General features: G+C 41.0%; 16 protein-coding genes. 4 read left to right on the top strand and 12 right to left on the bottom strand.

All coding sequences use genetic code 11. The features are described 5' to 3' along the window. Nucleotides 1-10: 10 nt before the first annotated feature. From nirD to htpX, 8 genes are all read right to left on the bottom strand, one after another. A complete protein-coding gene (nirD, locus tag AB4153_RS14175; protein ID WP_102529278.1) occupies nt 11-337 on the bottom strand; it encodes a nitrite reductase small subunit NirD in 327 nt (108 codons plus the stop codon). Continuing rightward, nucleotides 334-2,988: a nitrite reductase large subunit NirB gene (nirB, locus tag AB4153_RS14170; protein ID WP_371997900.1), complete on the bottom strand. Its 2,655-nt coding sequence runs from the start codon at nt 2,986-2,988 to the stop codon at nt 334-336. The genes nirD and nirB overlap by 4 nt, the downstream gene beginning before the upstream one ends. Nucleotides 2,989-3,310: 322 nt before the next feature. Then, nucleotides 3,311-3,940 (bottom strand): ANTAR domain-containing response regulator, encoded by a 630-nt coding sequence (locus tag AB4153_RS14165; RefSeq protein WP_229368224.1) that lies wholly within the window; start codon nt 3,938-3,940, stop codon nt 3,311-3,313. A gap of 59 nt (nt 3,941-3,999) precedes the next feature. Then, on the bottom strand, nt 4,000-5,190 hold the full coding sequence (locus tag AB4153_RS14160) for a glycosyl transferase (RefSeq protein ID WP_371997898.1): 1,191 nt from the start codon (nt 5,188-5,190) through the stop codon (nt 4,000-4,002). Further along, nucleotides 5,183-6,073: a uroporphyrinogen-III C-methyltransferase gene (gene cobA / locus AB4153_RS14155; RefSeq protein WP_229368230.1), complete on the bottom strand. Its 891-nt coding sequence runs from the start codon at nt 6,071-6,073 to the stop codon at nt 5,183-5,185. Before cobA ends, AB4153_RS14160 begins: the two co-directional genes overlap by 8 nt. Then, nucleotides 6,073-8,922, bottom strand: coding sequence for a molybdopterin-dependent oxidoreductase (locus AB4153_RS14150; RefSeq protein WP_371997896.1), 2,850 nt, complete (start codon nt 8,920-8,922; stop codon nt 6,073-6,075). The genes cobA and AB4153_RS14150 overlap by 1 nt, the downstream gene beginning before the upstream one ends. A gap of 387 nt (nt 8,923-9,309) precedes the next feature. After that, nucleotides 9,310-9,645 (bottom strand): tetraheme c-type cytochrome CctA, encoded by a 336-nt coding sequence (gene cctA / locus AB4153_RS14145; RefSeq protein ID WP_102529272.1) that lies wholly within the window; start codon nt 9,643-9,645, stop codon nt 9,310-9,312. A 286-nt stretch (nt 9,646-9,931) separates the two neighbouring features. Beyond that, entirely contained in the window at nt 9,932-10,795 is an 864-nt protein-coding gene (gene htpX / locus AB4153_RS14140; RefSeq protein ID WP_102529271.1) for a protease HtpX, read from the bottom strand. Between the two features lie 393 nt (nt 10,796-11,188). On the opposite strand from htpX, the gene pepE reads away from it, so the two are divergent. Beyond that, nucleotides 11,189-11,899, top strand: a complete 711-nt coding sequence (gene pepE, locus AB4153_RS14135; protein ID WP_371997894.1) for a dipeptidase PepE — start codon at nt 11,189-11,191, stop codon at nt 11,897-11,899. Between the two features lie 132 nt (nt 11,900-12,031). On the opposite strand, the gene AB4153_RS14130 is transcribed toward pepE, so the two are convergent. Further along, nucleotides 12,032-14,269, bottom strand: a complete 2,238-nt coding sequence (locus AB4153_RS14130) for a TonB-dependent hemoglobin/transferrin/lactoferrin family receptor (RefSeq protein ID WP_371997892.1) — start codon at nt 14,267-14,269, stop codon at nt 12,032-12,034. A gap of 637 nt (nt 14,270-14,906) precedes the next feature. Between AB4153_RS14130 and AB4153_RS14125 the strand changes: the two genes are divergently transcribed. The 3 genes from AB4153_RS14125 to AB4153_RS14115 all read left to right on the top strand — a co-directional run bounded on the left by AB4153_RS14125 (nt 14,907) and on the right by AB4153_RS14115 (nt 19,915). Beyond that, on the top strand, nt 14,907-16,658 hold the full coding sequence (locus AB4153_RS14125; RefSeq protein WP_371997890.1) for a sulfatase: 1,752 nt from the start codon (nt 14,907-14,909) through the stop codon (nt 16,656-16,658). Between the two features lie 96 nt (nt 16,659-16,754). Then, a complete protein-coding gene (locus tag AB4153_RS14120; RefSeq protein ID WP_303516240.1) occupies nt 16,755-18,740 on the top strand; it encodes an FAD-dependent oxidoreductase in 1,986 nt (661 codons plus the stop codon). Continuing rightward, nucleotides 18,740-19,915: a hypothetical protein gene (locus AB4153_RS14115; protein ID WP_102476054.1), complete on the top strand. Its 1,176-nt coding sequence runs from the start codon at nt 18,740-18,742 to the stop codon at nt 19,913-19,915. Before AB4153_RS14120 ends, AB4153_RS14115 begins: the two co-directional genes overlap by 1 nt. 68 nt (nt 19,916-19,983) lie before the next feature. On the opposite strand, the gene AB4153_RS14110 is transcribed toward AB4153_RS14115, so the two are convergent. From AB4153_RS14110 to AB4153_RS14100, 3 genes are read right to left on the bottom strand one after another with little or no spacing between them, the layout of a single operon-like run. Further along, entirely contained in the window at nt 19,984-21,501 is a 1,518-nt protein-coding gene (locus AB4153_RS14110; RefSeq protein ID WP_303516242.1) for an efflux transporter outer membrane subunit, read from the bottom strand. Then, complete coding sequence (locus AB4153_RS14105) at nt 21,494-24,643, bottom strand: efflux RND transporter permease subunit (protein ID WP_248955377.1); 3,150 nt, start codon at nt 24,641-24,643, stop codon at nt 21,494-21,496. Before AB4153_RS14105 ends, AB4153_RS14110 begins: the two co-directional genes overlap by 8 nt. Continuing rightward, nucleotides 24,643-25,866: an efflux RND transporter periplasmic adaptor subunit gene (locus tag AB4153_RS14100; RefSeq protein WP_303516245.1), complete on the bottom strand. Its 1,224-nt coding sequence runs from the start codon at nt 25,864-25,866 to the stop codon at nt 24,643-24,645. Before AB4153_RS14100 ends, AB4153_RS14105 begins: the two co-directional genes overlap by 1 nt. Between the last annotated feature and the right edge of the window lie 154 nt (nt 25,867-26,020).

The following is a 26,020-nucleotide window of genomic DNA, read 5'->3' as shown; positions in this document are numbered from 1 at the left end:
TAAAGGCCCCTTATGACTTAGCCAAGATCAGAACTTGGCCAGCTTCTTTTTTAATTTCATAGGGAGAAGCCACTAACGCTTCATCTTCGATACAAATACCCGTTTCAAGGCTGTAATGTTGTTTATAAAGCGGTGATGCGACACATAACACCCCTTCCATATCACAAATTAATCCTCTCGCTAATAAGCTCACGCCAGTAGCAGGGTCAACATTATCAATGGCATATAAACCATGTTGACCTAAATCAAATATTGCGACGGCTTTTCCTGCAACCCAAGCTGCAACACCGGTTCCTTGAGGCAAAGTAGACTCATTACACACGTTTACCCAACTCATACTAATTCCTCCGCTACCGCTTGCTCGTTTTGTTCAGTGGTGATGTCTTTAATCGCAATATTTCCGGCACCTGAAGATTCAGGGCTTAACGGGAAACGTTGATCACGAACTCGTTCATATAAGTGTGTTTCACCATCAGGTTTAGCATCAGGGTTTACGAACTCATTAAAGCGAGATAAAAATTCTGGCTTTTCAAGACTGGTCTTCCATTCACACTGGTAGGTATCAGCAACATTATTCATTTGTGCATCAAGTTCTGCAGCAATGCCTAGGCTATCTTCAATTACGACTGACTGCAGGTATTCAAGACCACCTTCTAACGACTCCATCCAAACAGATGTACGTTGAAGCTTGTCTGCCGTTTTAATATAGAACATTAAAACGCGATCAATGTATTTAACTAAGGTTTCGGTATCTAAATCTGTAGCAAATAAATCACCATGGCGCGGGCGCATTCCGCCGTTACCCGCTACATACAAGTTCCAGCCTTTGTCTGTTGCAATCACACCGATATCTTTACTCTGCGCTTCGGCACATTCACGAGTACAACCCGAAACAGCAAACTTAATCTTATGAGGACTACGCAGGCCTTTATAACGATTCTCTAAATCAATCGCAGTACCTACTGAATCTTGAACACCATAGCGACACCATGTGCTTCCCACACAAGATTTAACCGTTCGCAATGATTTACCGTAGGCATGACCTGTCTCAAATCCTGCATCAATGAGCTTATGCCAAATAATCGGCAAGTCAGACAATTTTGCGCCAAACATATCAATACGTTGACCGCCAGTAATCTTAGTATATAAGTCAAATTCTTTTGCAACAGCGCCAATTGCAATCAAGCCATCTGGCGTGATTTCACCGCCCGCGACACGTGGCACAACGGAGTAAGTGCCGTCTTTTTGTAAGTTACCTAAATAGGCATCATTAGTGTCTTGAAGCTGCACATGACTGCTTTCTTGGTTTAATACATATTTGTTTTGTAATGAAGCAAAGATTGAAGCGGCAGCAGGCTTACAAAGGTCGCAACCAAAAGTAGTTTGCTGACCTGTTGGGGATTTTTTACCGTGCTTGGTAATTAAGGTATCAAAGTCAGTAATATTCTCTACCTGACATAAATGATAAAGCGACTGTCTATCATGCTCAAAATGTTCACAAATACCGGTGTTACATTCTACACCTTCAGCAATTAATGCTTGATCCATCACTTGTTTTACTAGCGCTGAACAACCACCACAACCTGACGCTGCACGTGTACAAGATTTAATTTCAGCAATGGTGTGATTGCCTTCTTTCACTGAATTAACAATGTCAGCTTTAGTCACTTGATGACAAGAACAGATGATTGATGTGTCTTTTAATTCAACAGCAGATTCATCACCTGTCATCAGTAATTCAACCGCATTACCTTCAATTTCATCTTGTGAAAGGTAACAATCTAATAGACGGTTATAATCGCTGTTGTCACCAACAAGCACAGCACCTTTTAAATACTTGCCAGTTTCGTCTAACCACAGCTTTTTATAAATCCCAGACTGATTATCTGACAGCTCAACAAACTGTGCATTTTCAAAGCCGCGACTTTCGCCAATTGCAGCAACATCCACACCCAGCAATTTAAGCTTGGTGCTCATGTCTGCGCCAGTAAATGTCGTCGTTGAATCTACCTCATTAGCACTGGCTGCAATATGTGACACTGCAACACGCGCCATTTGATAACCTGGTGCAACTAGGCCAAAAATACGATTCTGCCATAATGCACATTCGCCAATGGCGTATACATCTGGTGCAGAAGTTAAGCAGTTATCATCAATGGTAATACCGCCGCGCTCGCCCATGGCTAAACCACTTGAACGCGCTAATGCGTCCTGGGGGCGAATACCAGCTGAAAACACAATCATGTCGGTTTCAAGGAAAGTGTCATCATTAAATGTCATACGGTGCATGGCTGACTCGCCATCAACAATCGCCGTCGTCGCTTTTGAAGTATGAACAGAAACACCTAGCTCATTAATTTTACTTTTCAGTAAATCGCCAGCTTTGTCATTTAACTGTACAGGCATTAATTGCGGTGCAAACTCAACAACATGAGTGATCACACCCAATGCCATAAGGGCATTTGCGGCTTCTAACCCTAATAAACCACCACCTACAACCACACCCACTTTAGACTGGCTGGCTGCGGCTTCAATATCTTGTAAATCTTCAATGGTACGATAAACCACACATCGTTCACGATCATTACCGTTAATCGGCGGTACAAAAGGATATGAACCCGTTGCCAACACTAAGCTGTCATAAGTGCTTGTTACGCCATCTTCAGTAGTAAGGGTTTTATTTGCTGTATCAAGTGCTGTAATACGGGTTTCGAGGTGTAATTTTACGCCCCAATCTTGATAATCTTGCGCACTTGTCAACATCAGCTCATCAGCGCTGCCGGTTTCAAAATACTTAGATAACTGCACACGGTCATATGCTGGACGTGGCTCTTCACCAAAAACTTCAATATCAAATTGATTTTGTAAGCCTTGAGTGCATAACTGCTCAATAAAATGGTGCCCGACCATGCCATTTCCGATCACAACAAGTTTTGGTTTTACACTTGTCAGTTTCGTTGAATTCGACGTTCCTGTTGAATCAGCCATCGTAGGCTCCTTTTTTATTTTGAATTAAAAACAAAAAGGCGCCACTCTCTGAATAAACAGAGATGGCGCCTTTGCCTAAGATTCAAATTTTAAATTTTAAAAATATAAACTAAATAACATTCATGATGATAACGAATTCAAGTTCGAGTTATTCAGACGCCATTGCCTGCGGTAACACTCATCATGATTAAATTACTGATTACGCTTAACACTTTATGCTTTACCTAACTATTGCATTGACTACTGCATTGACTATGCCAATCAACAAATTAACTTAAGCTTCTGATTTTATGTGAAATATTAAAGCTTCCGGTTAACAACTTTACGCTTCTTTGTTCACCGCAGGAGCATTCGCACCAAATTGATGCATTTTCTTTGCCTCAAGTTGTTGCGCTGCAATAATGACTTGTTGTGCCATGTCAGCCAAACTGATGCTTTTACTCATTGCCTGTTTCTGAATTAATTCATGTGCTTGAGACTCAGAAAGCCCTTGTGTTTGTAAAAGTGACTTTGCTTTAGATAATTGCTTTAATCCAGTGCATTGCGCGTCAAGCAGTTTGACTTTCTCCAGCATATTAGAGGCACTGTTAAAACGAATTTTAGCGAGGCCAACTAAAGAGTTTAATCGCTTTGGGGTCATTTTTTCTGGCACAAAAGTGACTCGACCACATTTCAGTAGATTCTCGAGATGCGTTTCATCCCAAGAGTATGCATTGACAATGATCGGCAACGCAGTACTTGCCAGTAATCGTTCAATAAATACTTGCTGTAATGGTTGTAATGCCTCAGTGAAAAAAACCAAACATAAACCATTACCTTTCAAGGCTTGGCGCTCTAATTGACTCAATGATGTCATCTCGATACAAGGCTCTTCACTGCTCAGTTCAGACATGCAATCAATAAACAAATCTTCGTTTTTAAACGATGGATCACGATAAACTAAATTAACCATGGGCTAGCTCCTAACTTTCTGGTTAAACAACAAATTTGATAACGTTAAGTTCAGTTGCTTCATGTTCTTTGTTCACAAAAATTTGAATTAGCATTGAACGAGAACATAAACATTTCATCAGGCTGACTGAATGTATTTTTCAAAGAGTTACTATTGTTACGAAGCAGCCAATCTTTGTTCGCTCTTTTTATCGATTTATCAATAGTTAATGAAGGCGACAATAAGACATAAACCAATGCCATAGTTGCAGTTATACTGCTGATTGCTTGCTGTAACTGTAAGTCAGTCAAATCAGTTTCTTCAATGTCAGATCCGCGCCATAGTTGTGCAAGTAAGTAAGCAGGTAAATCAGACTGACCGACTTTTGCACCAACAAAAGCTTCGAGTTGAGTGGGTAATTCAAACTGAGTGCTTTGAGGTAAAAATGTTGAACCTTTAGCACTAAAACGAAGCATGCTCACTTGAGTCGCTACTCGAGGATTTATTTCGGTCTCACCCTGCAAGCCTTTAAAAATAACAATACTCGGTGGTTTACCTACTGCGCTAGGCAAGTGATTTTCAGCCAATAATGATGCTACTTGTTGGTGCTGTTTATCTAAACCTGGATGAAAATAACTGCGTAAACTGAACGGCGAATTGGTTGGGTTGATGCAGCGCACTGACATCTGGATCAAGCTGCGTAAACCTAATTCTTGATGCAAACGGCGACAATCATTTAATACCGGAACAATATCTGCGGAGTTAACGTATATGATCCCTGAACTAGCAAGATTGACTTTCGCTTGTTCGGCGGTAAAACAACGCGGGATATCTAATGCAGAAATAAACCCTTCAACATGTCGTCGGTGAGGCAATGATTGACTATCACCGTGTAAAATAATGGTTTGACCATTTTTGGCTAAGGTTTTAGCCGCTAACAATAACCAAGGTAATTGCTCTCTCTTACCTGCATAAACGGGCCAGTCAATATCGGCCTTAATCGATTGCCATTCTGCGGGTACTAACTTTTTAAGTCCGGCAGCGACACCCGCTAATTCTTCGATTGATTCACCACGAACCCGCATTAACATCATCGCTGCAGCCATTTGACTGCTTGAAACATCGCCTTTAGCAAATGCGGTTATCAGATGAGAAGCTTCAGCAAAATTTAAGCTGCGACTACCTTTGATGCCTTTACCCAATGTTTTAACTAATTTACGATGGTCAAAATCTTCAGATTCGAGCATTGCCTGTGTGTGTTGTTCAACCATTAACAACCTCTGCCATGTCATATCGGCCAAATGCATCTGCACTGCGATCAATATTATTAAGTAATTCAGTCAGCTCTTGCCCTACTGCAACCACTTCACCAATAATAATTAACGTCGGGCCACTGTCTTTAATTAAACTGGCTTTGTCAGCCATATTGCTCACGGTTGCAAACGTGACTAACTGATTAGGTCTGCCACCATTGGTAACAAATGCAACGGGTAATTCAGCTGGTGCATCGACGGCCATTAAGCCTTGCGAAATTGCAGTAGCTTGCTCTTTTCCCATATAAAATACGAGGGTCGATTCCGCAGCAAGTAATGCTTTCCATTGTGTGGGGGCTTGATGATTGCCTTCACTGATAAAGCGAGTTCCTGTCACCAAAGTAACCGAGCGTGCAGTACCTCGATAGGTTAATGGTATGCCAGTTGTTGATGCGCAACCTAAAGCCGCTGTCACCCCTGGAGTGAATCGACTGACAATGCTTTTTTTAGCAAGATATAACGACTCTTCAGCGCCGCGGCCAAAAATGTGTGGGTCGCCACCTTTTAAACGCACAACTTTTAATCCTTGCAGCGCAAGTTTTGCAAGTAAGGCATTAATATCATCCTGCTTGTAGCTAGGTTGGCCACAACGCTTTCCAACAAAGTGACGTTGGCAATCTGGTGACACTAAAGAAAGGATATCGCTACTGACTAAGCTGTCATAAACCAAAGCTTCAGCTTGCGATACAATACGCGCGGCTTTAATGGTCATGAGATCTAACTGTCCACAGCCTGCGCCTACAATTTCGACTTCGCCAGCGCCTAAGGTGTTAGCACTCGATTCGTTAACAGAAGTGATAGCTTGGTTAAAATTCACTAACTGATTAAATGAATGGCTCATCACGCCACCTCCTCTTGTGTTGATTTACGTTGCTTTTGTTTGCCGTCAGTATCTTGATTGCTCAGCGCTGCAGTTTCTAAACCCATATCTTCAAGGCCAATCAACCAAATATCACTGGCACATTGCACAACTTCACTGTGACAACTTCCGCACTGCTTACCGCAGCCAAGTGCAGATTGAGTCTCATTAAGCGCCGTATCAAAATCATCTTGGTTAATCGTTGCATTAGCTTCTGAGCTGCGTTTACTGAACACCATATTGTCGAGCTTTTGCAGCATTGCATCTTGAATCTTTGCTTCAGTTACGCCTGTACAAGCGCAAATTAATGGACTGTTACCTGCTTTAATTAACTGATGTAACTGCTGCATTAATCCTGTATCGACTTCTTTGCCAATTAACAAATGCATGGGTTCTAATGCCACCTCAACTTGAGTTTCACTTAATAATTTAAGTGATACCAGCAGGCCTTTATTGATGTTGAATTGAACATGAATAAGTTGCTGGCTAATTAAGCTAACCGTCCACTTTAGTGAATACGCAGTTGATTGGAATGCAAAACCTTGTTCTGCATCAGCAAACGCAATGTGGTAACACTCCCCAGTTGAAAGCGTATGCTGAACATTCCAACATGCACCTTTAAACGCTGGGTCATGCTTACCAAAAATAACCCCCTGTAAAGCTGTTTCAACTTTTGATATAGAGACGGTTTGACATTTAAATGCGGGTTGCTTTGAAACAGGATCGTAAGCACTGGATAATGCTTGATTCACGCCTAGGCCAATTGAAAACTGTGAAGACCAATGCATTGGCATAAAGGCGATTTCAGGTGCTTGGTTATCATCAGCTACTACCCTTGCTGAAGCATGTTTATTGCTGTCATTAAAACTGATTAAGTCACCTTCAGATAAGTTAAGCTCTTGAAGCTTAAGTGGATGTATTGCAATAAATGGCTCAGGAATGCTGGCGCGTAAACTGGCTATATGCCCCGTACGAGTCATGGTATGCCATTGGTCACGGCTACGACCACTATTCAGTTTAACCTGATGTTTACTGACAATTTCTGTAGATTGATTGTCATTGGTAGCGATAAATTGTGCTTTATTGCTGGCGGTTGAAAACGTCCCAGTTTGAAAGACCCTTTGATTGGATTGCCCAAGCTGTGATGGCGTTGATATAGGCCATTGGGTTGGCAATAATGCATCATACTGCGCATCGGTTAATTCGCTCATGCCAGTTAAATCAAATTGTTTTTCAGGAAAGCGAGCTTTGACTGTTTTTGATAATTGCGAAAATTCTTTAAATACAGCAGCACTATTGCTAAATTCAAATGCGCTTTCAAAACCCATTAATTTACCGACTTCAGCCAATGCCCACCAATCTGCTTTGGCTTCTCCTTTAGCTGGAATAAAGCCGCGCTGACGAGTAATCGTTCGTTCACTATTGGTGACTGTGCCACATTTTTCTGACCAACCTAACGCAGGAAGTAAAATATCAGCTTCCTTAGCCGTTGCTGCATCTTGCGTAATGTCAGATACCACCACAAAAGGACAAGTATCAAAAGCTTGTTTGATTTTTGCAGTATTAGGTAAAGATACTAATGGGTTTGTTCCCATAACCCATACCGCTTTAATTTTACCCTCTGCCATCGCATCAAAAAGCTCAACAGCGGTTAAGCCCTTTTCTGTTGCAATCACACTTTTGGTATTATTTACCTGCCAAAAGTCTGCGAGTAATTCACGTTCTGGAGCTGAAAAGCCCATATGACAAGCAAGTTGTGTGGCTAACCCGCCAACCTCACGTCCGCCCATTGCATTAGGTTGACCTGTGAGTGAAAAGAAACCACTACCAGGCTGGCCAATATGACCCAATGCCAAATGACAGTTAATCATCGCATTGGTGGTATCTGTTCCTGAAAGTGTTTGGTTAACTCCCTGACAGCTCGCTGTCATCACTTTATCGTTACCAATAAAGAGTTGGTAAAAATAAATAAGCTCACTACTTGTAAGGCCTAACTCTGTAGCGAGGTTGTCAATGTCATAACTGAGTTTGTCTTTTGACAAGTGCGCAAGAAGCTCATCAAACCCTTGTGTGTGGGCTTCGACATAATTTGAATCTGTCGCATCGTTATCCGCGATAAATTGCAATAAACCATTGAACAATTTGCAGTCTACACCTGGCGTAATTTGAAGATGTAAATCAGCTTGACTAGAGGTGGCTGTTTTCGCGGGATCGATAACCACAATTTTAGTGCCCCGCTGTTCGCGGGCTTTTATCATGCGTTGAAATAATACAGGATGAGTCCACGCACTATTAGCGCCAACTAACACAATCACATCGGCTAACTCAAAATCTTCATAACACCCTGGCACAACATCTTCGCCAAATGCACGCATGTGGCCACTCACTGCAGAAGACATACATAAACGGGAGTTAGTATCCACGTTTGCAGTTCCAATAAATCCTTTAGCGAGTTTATTGGCAACATAATAATCTTCAGTGAGTAGTTGTCCTGACAAATAAAATGCGACCGAACCAGGTCCGTGCTCAGCAATGGTTTGTGTAAATGTTTCAGCAATTGTGCTTAACGCTGAATCCCAGGAAGTCGGTTTACCCGATTTAAGTTTTGGGTAACGTAAGGTATTAGGTTGAACCAAGCTTTCAAGAAGGCGTTCGCCTTTAGCGCAAAGCTGACCTTTATTGGCAGGGTGAGCTTGATCGCCAAATAGTTCATCAACAGATTTTTGCGCCTCAGCAGCAGGTAAACCCATTTTATGCGAGCCTGAATTTAAAGAAACAGTAACGCCACAGCCTACTCCACAATAAGCACAACTCGATTGGATATTAGACATGCAACTTCCCTTTACTGACAAAATTTTATGTCAATAACATCGCAAAAGTTGTGCCAATTACTAAGGTTATGATTTAACAGTGGTTTAACAAAATGAAATCTAGGAAGTACCGAGAAGTGTGCAACTCAAGTGCATTATTTTGCACCAAACCTGCGCAAGCTATTGAAAACAAATGAGTTTAAATACCTCTTTAGGGGTAGTCAAATTCATAGCATTAGTCATATCTAGAGCAAAAAACCTCATCACAATAACCAGCTTAAGATTAATAGGCATAAAAAAACGCCAACATCTGTGGCGTTTTTTACACTATCTCGCATCGTTCTGTACAAGCGCTCTTATATAAGCAATATGCGTTGCCGATGTAAAATAGCAGTCGATTCATCTCATTTACTGAGCAGAACGTCCATCATCATGACAACTGTCACATGTTGGCACATCACCAACATTCATGTCATGAGGTGCGTGACAATCGGCACACATTAACATTCCATCATGTGGTGCGTGATTATCATCCATTTCAGCAAGTGTTCCGTGACAGCTTTGGCATTGTTCAAACTCATACTCACCATCAGCTGATGGTTCGCCGTCAGCATGACAGCTTTCACATCCACCCATTTCGGCGTGGAAATCTGCTAGATTTTCATCAGCAGCAAAAGCATTCGATGACAATGTTAATACAGCAAGAGCTGCTGCAAACAATGCGACAAGAATTTTATTGCTCACTATAGTACCCTCCATTTGTGATAATCGAGAAAGTAATCATCAAGTCACTTTTTCGATATCGGTTATCAGCACGACATTTATTTGCTCATTATAAACTTAGCTAACACTGGTTGATTTAGCAACAGCAACCGCAACCACTTAAACCTAACAACCAGCTCAACCCTTTAATATGCGTTACTTTATGTATCCGCAAGATTAAAGTGGTCATTATTCTACTCGTTCAAGCGCAAATTGAAAGCAATAAAAAAGGAGCCTTCAGGCTCCTTTTTTTAGATATATTAAGATATTAACTGTTTTTAAGCGCGCTAATACGCTTATCTAATGGCGGATGGCTCATTAGGAACTCAGCCATTGAACGTTTACCATTAATACCTAAGGCTGACATTTGTGCTGGCATAGCGCCTGCTTCTGGGCCTGTTTTTAAACGCTCTAATGCAGCAATCATTTTATGCTTACCAGCTAGTTTTGCAGCGCCTTCATCTGCCTTAAATTCACGAATACGTGAGAAGTAAGCCACGATCATTGATGCTAAAATACCAAATAACATGTCCATGACGAATACAACGGCCATATAAGCAAACATGCCTAGGCCTTCACCATCTTCACTGTTATTAGCAACAACGTTATTCACAATGCCAGCAACCACACGGGCAGCAAAAATAACAAACGTGTTCACAACACCTTGAATTAGCGTCAGTGTCACCATGTCACCGTTAGCTACGTGGCTAACTTCATGAGCAAGTACACCTTCGATCTCATCTTGAGACATACCGTAAAGTAAGCCTGAACTTACCGCGACTAATGCATTGTCTTTACTCGGGCCAGTAGCAAAAGCATTCATTTCCTGTGACTGGTAAATCGCCACTTCAGGCATTTTTATGCCAGCTTGCTCTGCTTGGCGAGCAACAGTTTCAACTAACCAGCGCTCAGTGTTATCACGTGGCGAAGTAATGACTTCACAACCCATGGTCTTTTTAGCCATCCATTTTGAAATAGCTAAACTGATGAATGCGCCGCCAAAACCGAACATCGCAGCAAAAATTAATAAACCGCTCATACTTGAAGTACTGACACCAAGTAGAGACATAACAATTGAAGCCACTAGCAAGATTGCTAAGTTAGTTCCAATCAATAACATAATACGTAACATTACAACTCCTATCTGGCACAAATGCCACTTTACACTTAAATAGCTTGAACCAATCAGTTCGCGTTAATCGCGGTACTGTTTACACTCTTTCGAATTTCTTATTCAAACAATTGAGGAACACTTAATGACATAATATGTCCTAAAAATCGTTTTTCAAGGGCAGGAAGTTAAAAATTGAAAATTAATTAACGACGATATAGAAAAATATCACAGCAAACCTTACCTAACCTGAATGTGTCGCTTGTTTGCCGCAGAGTCTAGGTAGCTAGCATTAATCTAATCTTAAAATTTACACCTAAGTCATTAGTTAAGTTATGGAAAGCGATTAATCTTTGTTAATATCGATATATACAAGAATAAAAAGTTAATAATTAACCAGTTAAGGATTTTTACATGGCTATGAATGCATTGATGTTAAGCAGCTCTTGTGAAGGCAATACCGATTATTTAGCCCATGCTATTGAGTACATCAAACCTTTGACAACCCATGCTAAAAAATGGGTCTTTATTCCCTATGCCGGCGTGAGTGTTAATTACGATCAATACCTTAGTATGGTCACAGAAGGCTTAGCTCCACTTAATATTAATGTGAGCAGCATTCATCAATACAGCGATCCTAAACAAGCCATAAAAGATGCTGATGGTATTTTAGTTGGTGGTGGTAATACTTTCCAATTATTAAACGAGCTATACCGCTACGACCTTATCCATTTAATCAATGAGCAAGTCTCAAATGGTAAACCTTATATTGGTTGGAGCGCAGGATCTAACATTACCGGCTTAAGTATTCGCACTACTAATGATATGCCGATTGTTGAACCAGCATCTTTTACTGGGCTCAAGTTATTGCCGTTCCAATTAAACCCTCATTACACTAATTACCAAGCCCCTGGTCATAATGGTGAAACGCGCGCGCAGCGTTTACTCGAGTTCACTCTGGTTGACCCGATTACCCCAGTGATTGGCATTCAGGAAGGCACAGCCCTTTGGCGCCGTGGTGATACCTTAACGCTTGTGGGTGATAAAGAGGCATACTTATTTCACGGCAAACAACAAGAAGTCGTTATTCCAGTTGGTAGTGATTTGAGCAGTTACCTTGATTAACATTAACAAGGATTGGAATAAAACAATAACAAGCATTTGATTCAAAAAGCCTAATCTAATTAAGCAAAAAGCCTTAAACTCAGTAAGAGTTTAAGGCTTTTTTCAATCAATAAACCGCAATAATTCTACGCTTTAGAAGGTGTAGTTCACTTTCACACTGAAATAACGACCAACTTGGGTAAAGCTGTCTTCTGGTGACCCCATATTGTCCATCAAGAACTTTGACTGACCAGCCACATCGGCATAATCAATGTATTCAGTATCAAATACGTTAAATACACCAGAACGTAATGTCCAGTTATCACTAAGTACCATGTTAGCTGTTATATCTAGTACCGCGTAACCAGCAGTATTATAAACTTCGTTGAAACCCATATCAGGCATGCCAGGTATAGGTTCGAAAATATTTAAATCAGTAGTACGATCCATATTGTCAGCAAAACGCACTGTTAAGCCAAAGTCCATTTCTTTATTTGCAAGGTATGTATAGTAATTTAACCCAACGTTACCTTTAAGCGGACTGACTGAATTTAAATAGTCACCGTTTTGATCTTCGCCGTGGGTATAAGCAATGTTACCCCACACTTCAATTTCATCAGTAATCCATTGACTAAATGATGCTTCAGCGCCATATAGTTTAACTTCATCCAAATTAACGTATCTATATTCGAGTGTGGGTTCTGGCCAAACTTTAAACCCAGCATTTTCCCACTCAATATAATCATTGGCTTGGGTGTAGAATGTGGTGAATTCGTAACGTGTATCGCCATGGTGACCACGAACCCCGAGCTCAATGGTGTGGCTTGATTCAGACTCTAAATCATAATTAGCAAGGATTTTTACTAATGGCATGCTGCCATCTTTAATTTCTAGTTCACCCCATTTTTGATCAGGTGTTGGCATTTTGTAGCCATAAGCGTACTGAGCATACACATTAACGTTTGGCGTCATGTGGTACACAAGGCCTAGCTTTGGCGACCAAAAACCATCGCTCATTTCTTCGAAATCAGCAGGATCTCGACCCGCTTCTTCAGCTTGGTTTTGATCTGGCGTGTTTTTAAAGTAGTCATAACGCAGGCCTAAAATCGCATTTAACTTGCCATCATAAAAAGTGATGTCATCTTGAATGAACGCACCAACTCGAAGGCTTTTAGTATCAGCGAATGAGAAAGTGTCTGTTTCAGAAGGCGACCAATTACCATTATCATCTTTAACTTGATAATCACGTGGACGACTCATTTCTGATTGCTCAACATCAACACCGTAAATGATATTGTGATCGTGACCCGTTAGCGATAATGATTTGCTGAAGGTACTGGCAAAACCAACACGATATTCGTCAAATTGGTAATCTCTGTGCTGGGTAATATCACGTGGGCCATTCAGCGCACCATCATAATAATCACGCTTTTCACTTTGGTCTGTTTTACCGTAATAAAGTACAAAATCTACATTGTCATGGATTACACGGTCTTTAGTAGAACGAAGACGCAATGACGTGTTTAAAGACTGAGTTTGACGGTCGTAATCAATCGAACTTGCTTTATCTAGATTATTTTCCCAGCGGTCTAACTGCTGGTTCATGTAATCGACTGTTAACTGCAGGTTAGTGTCATCATTAAAGTGATACTTACTTTTAAGTAAAAGGCTATCTGTGATCAAGTCACTATCAGGCAATGTTTCGGCATAGTTTTGCTGCTCTTCACCTTCACGGCGTTGGTATGAAACTAAGTTGTCAAAGTTACCTGCACTAAAAGCACTGGTAAATCCAGCGCTGTACTCATCATTCATGCCGGTATAGCCAGCATTCGCTGAGAAGTAATAGTCTTCACCACGTAAATAGTCATCAGCATCTTTAGATGTCATCACTAATACACCGCCAAGCGCGTCTGAACCATACATGGTCGATGCAGCAGCCTTTAACACTTCAACTTGTTTTAAGCCTTCAACTTCAGTTAAACCACGGCCAGTACCTTCAGCACCTGGGCCTAATGGTGAAGCATATTGGTTGTTAACGCGAACACCATCTTTCACCATCATCACACGGTTACCACCAATACCACGGATTGTCACCGAGCTTGGTTTACCAGCGCCGCCTTTAACATCAACTGCCGCTTCATTTCTGAATAACGTTGAAAAATCAGTGCTCATGTTACGTGCAATGGCTTCTTCATCAATCACAACGACAGAGCCCGCAACTTGATCAAGCGTTTGCTCAATACGTGAACCCGAAATAACAATCACTTCATGGAAGTTTGAGATAGATTGTTTAATCTCTTCTTGTGATACAACCTGTGACTCTGCCATTACTTGTGGCGCAAGCGCTGCGGCTACGGCGGCGCTAATTAATTTGATTGAAAGCTGCTTCATCATCGCGAACCTTAATTAAAGCTTAATAGGAATTAATCTCATCTTGAATGGCGCAGGAGTCTACCATGAAGAATATTTCACATCGGGATCACGATCCCAATATCAATTGTTTATAATGATTCCTATGCAAGATTCAGCTTGATACGCAAAACAAAAACACACTATTAACTCAAAACCCAATCAAAAAACCACTTTCGCAAACAAGAAGCCAACTTTTGCAAACAAGAAACCAACAAAACCTCATTTAAAACATGTAAGCAGCACAATGATTGCTTAACAGCATCAAGTCCGACTGCAACAACAAACCTAAATAATGAAAAAATTAAGTGCTGAACGAACGTCGAATCGAATTAATCTACGACCAACAAAGCAGACATTATCCCAACTATTAGATAGACGGACTGAACAATTTAAACTCAGCATTGATTGATAATAACCTTCAAGTACATACCGAAAATCCAAACCCTGTAACTTCCCTCAATCACTTATTTCATTGAGGAGCATAAACATGACCTAGCAATAAATAGACAAATAACATCTGAGATAGTTGACAAAATGACCAATTTAAAAATAACATAACATCATATGTTTATTTAGATGCAATGTTTAAGTGATTGGATAAATGAAAGGTCTCCAAGTGGCTATATATACAAAAATAAATCTCAAAGTCGTGATATCGATACTTTGGGGGTGCTGTTGTTTATCCTCTGTTGTTGTAGCAAATACCTTCGATTCTAGTATTAAACCTACAGGTTTAAATAAGAGCGATCTTAGCCAACCTAATGTTGTATTCATCGCAATTGATGATTTGAAAGCGGGATCAGGCGCAATTACTCCAAACATTGATGCAATAGCAAAGGGAGGAGTCCGATTTACTCAAGCATATGCACAGCAAGCAATATGCGGTCCTTCAAGAGCAAGTGTACTAACAGGAACGCGCCCTGATACCACAGGGGTAATTCATAACTACATTAAATTTCGTGATAAATATCCTGATATCATTACTTTGCCCCAGCACTTTAGTGCCCACGGATATAATACAAGTTACGTTGGTAAAATTTTTCATCATGGTGATAAAGATGACAAACTTTCTTGGAATTGGCCTGCGGTTCAAACCATTCCAAATCAAATAGCAAAACCTAGACGCTACGCATTGAGCATTAACCAACAGCAGCAAATAGCCAATAAAAAAATTATGAAACTGCGTTATGGCGAGCAAGCCAAGTTTGGGCTTGGAAGTGGACCAGCATTTGAAAAGGCAAAAGTTGCGGATACCGCATATAAAGACGGTTACAATGCTCAGTTAGCTATTTTGACTATTCAAGAATTAACAGAACAATCACATAAACCATTTTTTTTCGGCTTTGGTTTGAATAAACCACACCTTCCATGGGTTGCTCCACAAAAATATTGGGACTTATATCAAAATCATGATATTGAATTAACTACGCTAAGAGCGCCTCCGAAGAATGGCGCTAGCGTAGGACTGCACTCTTCCTTTGAGCTAAGAACTTTTTCTAACATCCCCAAAAAAGGTCCTATTAATGACACATTAGCTATTGAACTGAAACATGCTTACCTTGCATCGGTGAGTTACGTTGATGCACAAATAGGTAAGCTAATTAGAGCTTTAGAATCTCAAAACATCATGCAAAACACCATAATTGTCTTGTGGAGCGATCATGGATATCACATAGGTGAAATGGGAATTTGGGGTAAGGCCAGTAACTATGAAACAGCAACGCGTGTTCCGTTAATAATATCTACCCCTGAGACCAGAAAAAATCCGAAATCAGTCACTTCACAAGCATTAGTTGAATTAGTGGATCTTTATCCAACATTAACAGAGCTTGCAGGTTTTTCAGCCCCCGTTATCACCCAAGGAAAAAGTATGGTGCCTTTACTGGAAAACCCTAATCAAATTTGGAAACAAGCCGCTTTCAGCCAATTTCCAACACCTGCACTACGTGAATGGGGAGCATACCCTTTACGAAAAGGCATGCGAGAAACCTATTTCGGACCATTATTACAACAAGTAGAAACTCAAATTCAGCATCAATTCAAACACAACCAACATGCTACTAAAATAAATGAGTGGAATAGAGAGCTTTTTGAGCAATTCCTTATGGGGTATGCCATGCGTACCTCTCAATATCGCATTATCGCTTGGAAAGACCACAGAGATCCGCAGCTGAGTCCACTTTTTGTAGAAGTGTTTGATCATCATCAAGACCCTCATGAAACAGTCAATATTGCAGAGTTAAAACCAGATATAACAACAGCTCTGTTGGCTCAATTGAAGGAAACCTGGCCGAATAGCTCTGTCTCATCTATTGAACAAAATAAGGGACGCATCAATTCAGTAGATACTATTAATAAAGATCATTAAACAGCCTAGATAATCGCTTCTATTGTATTACACCTTTAACTAGCTGGTTTCACTGAGTGATTTTGAATTCAATTGTTAACAAGGAAGAACTAAAACATGAAAAGAAGAAGCTTTTTTAAAGCTGCAGCTCTAGCATCTGTATTTCCAGCAAGTGCTAGCCAAATGGCTATTGGTATCGGCTCTGCTGATAAAAATAAAAACTCAAATACAAATACACCACTCTCCGATGGGTCCAAAAGTCAATTCAATCAACAAGACCGCACTAAAGACAAATGGCTAAACTTAGGTACGAATAACAATACAGATTTAAATCGGCCCAGTCGAAATGTCAGCCTTAGTGCTGATATTGTTGTCATCGGCGGTGGCGCCGCTGGTATATGTGCAGCCGTCTCTGCAGCAAGATTAGGCTCTAAGGTGGTACTGGTACAAGATAGGCCTGTTTTAGGGGGCAATGCTTCAAGTGAAATGCGTGTGCACTTAAATGGCGTCAACCGTTTAAACTCAGGCCTTGCAGAGCGTGAAACTGGTATCATTGAAGAAATATTATTGCATAATCGTTTCGAAAACCCACAAGAATCATTTCCTGTTTGGGACCATGTTTTGTATGACTTTGTCATACGAGAACCTAACATTGAATTGATGTTAAACACCCAAGCTATAGCAAGTATCGTCAAGGATAACCAAATTCAGCAGGTTCGATGCTGGCAACTCACAACGGAAACTGAATATTTAATTAGCGCACAATATTTTATCGACTGCTCAGGCGATGGACTTATGGCCGCTACTGCTGGCGCAGAATATCGAACTGGACGTGAAGGAAAATCTGAGTTTAATGAACAATTTGCCCCAGATGTTGCAGATGGGTGGCAAATGGGCGCATCATTACTAATGTCTGCGAAAGACATGGGCCGTGAAACCCCCTACACCGCGCCTTCATGGGCGATCAAATTTGATGCTAAAAATGCCCATAAGCGCCGAAAATTTGCAGCTTACGATGAAGGTATTTGGTGGGTTGAAGTCGGTAGTGAATATGACATTGTTGGTGAGCAAGAGATTAATCGACACAAATTAATGGGTTACCTTCATGGTGTTTGGGATCATATTAAAAATTCTGGTCAATTCCCTGAATCAGCAAACCTCGCTCTAGATTGGGTGGGTTCATTGCCATCAAGGCGTGAATCTCGGCGCTTTATAGGAGACTATATACATAATGAACGAGACTTAATTGAACTACGACACTTTGAGGATGCTGTTGCATTTGGCGGTTGGGGAATTGATGAGCACAATCCAGGAGGTATGGATAACATCCACATGGCACCTACTATCTTTCATGCTCACTTTGATGAAGTCTACCAAATTCCTTTTAGAAGCTTATATTCACGAACAATAACTAACTTATTATTTGCAGGAAGAAACATCAGTCAAACTCATATCGCACTTGCCTCTTCTCGTATCATGGCAACTTGTGCCCTTATGGGCCAAGCTGTGGGTACCGCTGCAAATTTATGTCAAAAGTTGAACGTAAGCCCAAGGCAGTTAGGGAAGAGTCATATCAATGAATTACAAGAGCAATTATTACGTGATGATGTCTTTATTCCGAAAAGGCCAGCAAAAGCACCGAATGATCTAGCACGTAAAAGTACTTTATTTGCTTCAAGTACCTTGTCTGGAGATATCAGTCTCCTATTAAATGGCATTTCACGAGATATAGACAATAAAATCAATCACTGGCAATCTCGACATTTGCCAGCCAATATACAATTGGAATGGCCTAAGCCTGTTGGTATATCAACAGTTGAAATAAAATGTGACACCAATGTGAAACGCAATATCATGATGCGTAAAGATTCCAAGAATGACCAATACTTTAGTAATAGCGTGCCTGATGAAATGGTTAAAGATTTAAAGCTTCAAGCTAGAGTTAAAGGTCAATGGATTGATGTTGCTAGCATTAAACAAAATCGAACACGCTTAATTAAAGTCAACTTCCCATCCGTTAATGCTACAGCGTTAAAACTAGAGATACTATCAACATACGGTAAACCAACAGTAAAACTTTTTGAAATAAGAGCTTATAGCTAATGTCTATTTTAAGGCGAGTATCTATTTTATTGTTAACTATATTTTTAACGGCTTGTAGTAAACCTGAGCCGTTAATCAGTATTTCGGTAAACTTTACTCACCCAGGTAGCAAAACGAGCGTAGCGGAAAGTAACATATTATATGTCTCATCAGAATCAATTCGCAGCTCAGATTTGAGCAAAAGCTTTTCAGGCTTACCAGAAGAGTTAACTCGTAACTATTCGATGAATGTCATATCCGTTTTTTGCGGCGAAGATCTTTGCAAGACAGATCTTGTGACTTTACATTGGGATGCAATAGGTCAATTCACCCATTACACTATGGCCGATAACCTCAAACTGGAAAAAGGCCAAGCACAGGATTTTGAGCCGCAAGATTACGTAAAGTTAACAAGTATCTTATCGAATAAGCAATCAGGCTTAGCAGATTTAAAAGCCAGTGAACTGATCAATAAGACAAGTAGCGGGTCAGCGCCTACTGTCGGCGCAGATGCTGTTACAGGCGCTACTGTAGCCATTAACAAACAAGATTATATTGAAGGGGCAATTTGGACTTGTTATACACTTTGGCATTTTGCTCAAGGTGAACTAGTCAGCATTGTCGCCAATATTACAGGCAGTGAACTTAACCAGTTGGAACTGCTGAACTTACTCAAACATGAAAAAAATGAGTTACAGCAATTTGCCATTTCACAGCTAGCCTACCAGCAATATCAAGATAACAAAACAATCGCAGCAGTCACTGAATTTGCTTTAACAAACCAGTCAGGTTTTGAAAATGACATCATCGCGTTCTCCAAGAATTTAGCAATGCCGCAGTACCAGAAAATGGTTACAGAACTCACTTTATATGGCAGTCACTCTCTCAGATTGAGAATATTGCAATCTCTACTAGAATCAGAGGAAATAATTAAACTAAATAGCACGTTAATATTAGCATTAGCGAAACAAATATCCGCTTGGCAAGACCCACAATCTTTACATAGCTTTCTGCAGCTATTGCAGAAGCAAAATAATCAGAGTCCACAGCTGATTCAAGCATTGATTCCCTCATTACAACAAGCAGATTTTATCAGTGCAAGAAACGTGTATTATTATCTAATTAATCATGTGACTCATACTCAGCATCAACAAAAGTTGACTTTATTTCAGCAATTACATGCTGAGAAACTATAGTCATAAATCATACTTGCACTAAAAGCTTATTCCGCTAATCTTCCAAACTCAATCAAGAATGAATCATGCTAACTTTCGCTTCCAATAATTGCACTTGATTCAAGTTCACTTAAATTATGAACATCTAGCAATTCTTGTTCTGTTAACACACCACCGCCTAACGAGCGATAAAGGGTAATCATTGATAACAAGCGGTCACGCCTCACTTGGCTTAAGGTTAGCTCGGCATTGAATAAGCTTCGCTGAGCATCCATTAAATCTAGTGAGCTAGAAACACCATTTCGGTATCTCAGCATGGCTAAACGAGTATATTCCTTCGAAGCAGCGACTAAATCTTGCTGCGCCTCGATAGCGAGTTCTGAGCGCCTGAAACTATTCATCGCATCATTCACTTCAAAATAGGCACTTAGTACCGTACTGCGATAGGCAAGATTTGCCTGTTTATATTCTTGTTGCGCAATCTCGTATTGAGCTGAAATACTACCAGCATTAAATATAGGCGCAGTAATACCACCAAGCAGCGACCATGTTAGTCCTTGGCTATCAAAAATGCTGCTGAGGTCATCTGTTTCAGTGCCGTAACTGCCGCTAATGGTAAATTGTGGGAAAAATGCAGTCTTAGCCACACCCACATTCGCATTCGCTGCAATCAATGCTTGTTCCGCTGCTTTTACATCTGGCCGTTGAGATAACATTTGCGATGGCACGCCAACCACAAAGCTATTGGGAAATAACGTTATATCTTCAAGTAGCTCACCACCTGTTTTAGCTTCTAACGGATAATTAAATTCCCCAAGTAATATTTTTAGCTGGTTAGATTTGGCTTTCCTTTCAAAATCTAAATCTGGCAAGGTCACTTTCGCGCTTTGATATTCGACTTCAGCTTGGCGTACTTGTAAGCCTGAAATCACCCCGTTCTTTTTACGCAAACGCGATAAGTCACGCTCTTTTAAACGAATCTCAACGGTATTTAATGCAATTTGATAACGCTGTTCAATATCAAGCCACTCGTAATATCGACTAGCAACATCACTAATAAGACTAATTACCGCTAGATTTAACGCATCTTGTGCTGACAAAAAGTTTGCGTACTCAGCTTCACTTCGACGTCTATTGGCTCCCCAAATATCTAATTCCCACGAAACCGTGCCAGCAAGATTAAACTCATTACCATGCTCAGGATCTGTGCTAGTAATCGCACTATCAATAGCGCGCTCAGCGCCAGCTTCAAGCCCTAGTGATGGATATAGGGCAGCGCCTGTTACTGTAACCTTTGAACGAGCGGCAATTAAACGCGAACGAACTGATTCGAGATCTAAATTTTGCGATAACGCATGCGAGATAAGTATTTGTAAGTCTGGGTCTAAATAAAACGATTTCCATTTCGATAAACCAAGATTCGTCTGTGGCTCTTGGGCTAAATCATCGTGATACTGGGCAGGCAGCTCCATCTCAGGGCGTTGATAATCAGGCCCCATCGCACAGCTTGTTAGCAGTATGCTTAAACCAAGTGGAACAAAGGATCTAGCTGGTTTCTGAACAAGACCGTTTTGAACAAATATTTTTTGCACAAGTAATTTAAACACTGTCAGCCCCCTTTACATCAGTAAGCTTGTTAATGTGTTTATCTTCTGACACTTTAGACTTTAACCAACCTGCGGTGGTGACAAAAAATAGCGGCACCATCACAATACCGATACTGGTCGCAAATACCATTCCGCATAGGATTGGAATAGAAATACTTTGGCGACTGACAGCGCCCGGGCCTACTGATAACACCAGCGGTAACACGCCTAATATGAATGCCATCGAAGTCATTAAGATAGGTCTAAAACGCATGGTCGCGGCTTCTAATGCAGCATCCACTCGACTTTTACCTTCTTTATGAAGTTGATTAGCAAACTCAACAATTAAGATTGAATTTTTAGCCGCCATACCAATCAAGGCAATAAAGGCCACTTGGAAAAATAAGTTACTTTCCATGCCGCTTATCAAGGTGCCTAATGAAGCGCCTAACATCGCAATCGGTGCTATTAACAACACTGCTATAGGAATCGTCCAACTCTCATAAAGCGCGGCTAAAAATAAGAATACAAACACCATAGCCAACGATACGGCAATGCTGGTTTGGTTTGCTGATTGCACTTCCTGATAAGTAATACCTGTCCACTCGTAGCTGAACTCATTCGGTAGCATAGGTTTAGCCACCCGCTCAATGGCTTTAATTACATCACCCGATGCGTAGCCTTGTGCTGGCGTTGCGTTAACAGAGGCGCTACTGAACAAGTTATAATGGGTTACTGAAGCTGGTCCAACGGTGTAGTCATACTTAGCAAGCACACCAATAGGCACCATCGCACCAGTATTTGATCGAACGTAGTAATCTTTAATTTGTTCAGGGAATTGACGGTACTGCTCTTCAGCCTGCACTTTTACCCGATAAACACGGCCAAACAAATTAAAATCATTCACCGTTGAGGAGTCAGTAAAGGTTTTAATCGTGCTATAAATATCTGCGACATCCACTCCAATGGCCATAGCCTTAGCTTCATCTACAGTTAAATGAAGTTGCGGAATGGCACTTTGCAACGACAAACTTGCTGAGGCAATTTCAGGTTGTAACTTTAACGCTTCAACCAGTTCATCCGCCGTTTCCATTAGCCCTTTAAAGTTAGTCCCTGATGTATCTTGCAGTTCCATCTCAACACCTGAGCCATTTCCAAGCCCAGGCACAGCAGAAGGTAAATACAAATTAAATTCAGCTTCTAGCACCTTATGTAATGAAATACGGATGTCTTTCATCACTTTTTGTACTGTGGCATCACTTTCAGCCCTGTCCGCCCAAGGCTTTAAAATAACTTCAAATTGACCATTAGCCTGGTTAGAACCTGAGCGTTTATTTTCGCCCGCTAAGGTAAATGAATATGCAATTGCAGGATGGGATAACACATGAGCTTCAGCTTTTTTCAGCACAGCTTGCGAGCGGTTAACCGTTGCACCATTTGGCAAGGTCATATCAATAAAGAATCGGCCTTGATCTTCATCAGGCATAAAGCTTGAGGGCAGCGACGACATAATGAAATAAACACCACCGACCATTAATGCAAACAAGAAATAACTGCGCTTTGCATGTTTTGTGGTCAGCGCGACTAGAGCACTGTATTTGCTGGTACTGATATCCAGTTTATCGTTCATCCATTTGAAAAAGCCGCTCGTGGCTTTATCACCCGGTTTTAGCAATAATGCACATAAGGCAGGCGACAGGGTTAACGCCACGACGGTTGAAATGAGCACTGCGACGGTAATCGCAACCGCAAACTCACGGTACATAATGCCAGTGATACCTGACAAAAATGACACTGGCACAAATACAGCGGCGAGCACTAAACTGGTAGCAACTAATGCTCCTGATAGCTCTTTCATTGCCACTTTTGTGGCTTCGACAGAAGACATACCATTTTCATTCATTAAGCGTTCAACATTTTCAACCACCACAATGGCATCATCAACTACGATACCAATCGCAAGCACTAATGCCAGTAAACTCACTGTGTTAATCGTAAAGCCAAACGCTAACATCGCTGCTAACGTACCAATCAAAGAAACAGGCACCGCAATAGCTGGAATCAATGTTGCGCGGACATTTTGTAAAAATAAAAACACCACTAGAATCACTAAAATCAGCGCTTCTACCAGTGTCTTAACCACTTCATCTATTGAGTTTTCGATAAACACAGATGCATCAAAAAAGACTTCCCAGTTCATGCCTTGGGGGAATTTTTCTGCCAGCTTTGCCATTTCTGCTTTTACGTTTTTTGTCACTTCTAACGCATTGGCACCCGGTAATAAGTACACCTGTAAAATGGTCGCATTAGCGCCATTTAACTGCGATTGTAATGTGTAAGATGAGGAGCCTAATTCGATTTGAGCAATATCACGTAAACGGATAATTGAACCATCGTTATTTGCTCGCACAATGATTTCTTTAAATTGCGGCACACTGCTCATACGACCTGCCGCAGTAATCGGCAATGTCATGCTAAGTGAGTCACTGTTAGGTTGTGAGCCAATAGAGCCAGCTGGTGATTCTTTATTTTGCGCTTTGATTGCACTTATCACATCGGCAGTTGTTAAACTGTAGCCTGCCATCATGTCAGGCCTTAGCCATACTCGCATTGAGTAACTTCTTGCACCTGTGTTTCTCACTCGGCCAACACCTGGGATCCGCTTCAGTGCTGATTCAATATTAATGGTGCCGTAGTTACTGAGATAAATTTCATCAAAGCGTTCATCACTTGACGTTAGTGCAAGCTTTAATAGCTCAACTGAAGCTTCTTTAGAAACCGAAACACCTTCGGTTTGTACGTCAATCGGCAAACTTCCTGTAGCTTGTTGCGTTGAGTTTTGTACATCAACAGCTGCAAGGTCGGGATTAGTCCCCACGTCAAAAGTAATGGTGACATTGGCACTACCTGAGTTGGTGCTTTTTGAACTCATGTAAATCATATTCGGCAAGCCGTTTAGCTCTTGTTCAAGCGGCGTTGCGACAGATTCTGCTGCAGTGGTTGATGTTGCTCCGGGGTATGACGCTGATACTTTGACTTGCGGCGGCGTAATGTAGGGATACTGATCAATTGGTAGCTGAAACATGGCAATAAGCCCAAGTAACACGATAACAATTGAAATCACGCAAGCATAAACAGGTCGATTAACAAAGAACTGAGCCATCAGTTTTGCTCCTGCTCTTGTTCTAACTCCTGCAGCTTAAGCGCCTGTTCTTTAAGAATCACATCTTCTTTCTTATGATATTCCTCTGCTGTTAATGGCTCAGCTAATTGACCATGGCGAACACGGTGCATGCCTTCAACAATCACTAACTCCCCTGCTTTTAAGCCACTTTTAACCACAACGCCCATTTCGCCTTGATGCTCAATGACAATAAATCGACGTTCCACTTTATTGTCTGGTAGGACGACCATCACGTAGACACCGCCCTGCTCCACTTGCGTGGCTTTTTGAGGGATGACGATGGCATTATTCACTTCATTGAGTTTAATGCGCACATTAGTATATTGGCCCGGAAGCAACTCTCTATCAGGGTTGGGTAATTCGGCTCTGACTTGGAATGTACCGGTTTCTGGGTTGACTGAAGGATCAGTAAAACCAACATCGCCTAAAAAACGGTATTGACTATTATCAGGCAGTGTAATTCTCACAAAACCCTCAACTGCTTTACCTTCAGCTTCTGCTTCTTGCTGTGCAGAATAACTGGTCATACGACGGCGAGCATTAAGGTAATCCAGCGCCGACATATTAAACGTCACATAAATTGGATTGACTTGTTTTACGCGAGTCAATAATGACTGGCCGCTGCTACCGACTAACGCGCCAATATCCACTTCAGAACGACTAACAAGCCCAGATATTGGCGAGCGGATTTCGGTATAACTGAGTTCAAGTTCAGCTTCTTCTAATTCAGCTTTACTGGCTGCTAAACTTGATCTTGCTTGTGACAATATCGATATCGCATTATCAAAATCTAGCTGACTGGTGGCATCTTGCTCATAAAGAGGCTTTAACCGCTCAACATCACGTTTAGATTTATCTAGCACTGATTGTTGCGACTCAACATTAGCTTTTAATCTATTAACCACAGCAAGATAAGGTCTATTATCGATGGAATATAACAGCGCACCTTCTTTCACAGCGCTGCCTTCAATGAAGCTTTTTCCTTCTACAAAACCGTCAACACGAGCTCTAACCTCGACATCTAAAGAAGCTTTCGTTACCCCGACATAATTACCATATAAAGGCACAGTCGCGGTATTCACTTGCTCTACTACCACTAATTTAGGGGTTATTTGAGGAGCTGGCTTTTCACAGCCCGATAAAGATGCTGCTGTAATAATAACTGCGAGTGAAAATGTTGGAGGAGTGAAAAACGATGCCATAGCTATCCCTAAATCCTTGATGGTGAGTGCTAATCCATTACTTGCTTTTTGTCCATAAAAACACAATAAAACAGCAAGAGGTTACAGTTACACTTTTATAACAGTGTAAGTTCAATTATCTAACACATCAAGGAATGGATAGGATTAGTTTTTA

This window comes from Shewanella sp. 10N.286.52.E4 (genome assembly GCF_041468785.1).
GTDB classification, from domain to species: domain Bacteria; phylum Pseudomonadota; class Gammaproteobacteria; order Enterobacterales; family Shewanellaceae; genus Shewanella; species Shewanella electrodiphila.
This window is presented reverse-complemented; position numbering and strand designations above follow the sequence as displayed.

Bases quoted from the DNA above. Each gene is read 5' to 3' on its own strand.
- pepE (WP_371997894.1), top strand. From the start codon at position 11,189: ATGGCTATGAATGCATTGATGTTAAGCAGCTCTTGTGAAGGCAATACC.
- nirD (WP_102529278.1), bottom strand. From the start codon at position 337: ATGAGTTGGGTAAACGTGTGTAATGAGTCTACTTTGCCTCAAGGAACC.
- AB4153_RS14120 (WP_303516240.1), top strand. From the start codon at position 16,755: ATGAAAAGAAGAAGCTTTTTTAAAGCTGCAGCTCTAGCATCTGTATTT.
- AB4153_RS14165 (WP_229368224.1), bottom strand. From the start codon at position 3,940: ATGGTTAATTTAGTTTATCGTGATCCATCGTTTAAAAACGAAGATTTG.
- AB4153_RS14115 (WP_102476054.1), top strand. From the start codon at position 18,740: ATGTCTATTTTAAGGCGAGTATCTATTTTATTGTTAACTATATTTTTA.
- AB4153_RS14100 (WP_303516245.1), bottom strand. From the start codon at position 25,866: ATGGCATCGTTTTTCACTCCTCCAACATTTTCACTCGCAGTTATTATT.
- htpX (WP_102529271.1), bottom strand. From the start codon at position 10,795: ATGTTACGTATTATGTTATTGATTGGAACTAACTTAGCAATCTTGCTA.
- AB4153_RS14105 (WP_248955377.1), bottom strand. From the start codon at position 24,643: ATGGCTCAGTTCTTTGTTAATCGACCTGTTTATGCTTGCGTGATTTCA.
- nirB (WP_371997900.1), bottom strand. From the start codon at position 2,988: ATGGCTGATTCAACAGGAACGTCGAATTCAACGAAACTGACAAGTGTA.
- AB4153_RS14130 (WP_371997892.1), bottom strand. From the start codon at position 14,269: ATGAAGCAGCTTTCAATCAAATTAATTAGCGCCGCCGTAGCCGCAGCG.
- AB4153_RS14150 (WP_371997896.1), bottom strand. From the start codon at position 8,922: ATGTCTAATATCCAATCGAGTTGTGCTTATTGTGGAGTAGGCTGTGGC.
- cobA (WP_229368230.1), bottom strand. From the start codon at position 6,073: ATGAGCCATTCATTTAATCAGTTAGTGAATTTTAACCAAGCTATCACT.
- AB4153_RS14160 (WP_371997898.1), bottom strand. From the start codon at position 5,190: ATGGTTGAACAACACACACAGGCAATGCTCGAATCTGAAGATTTTGAC.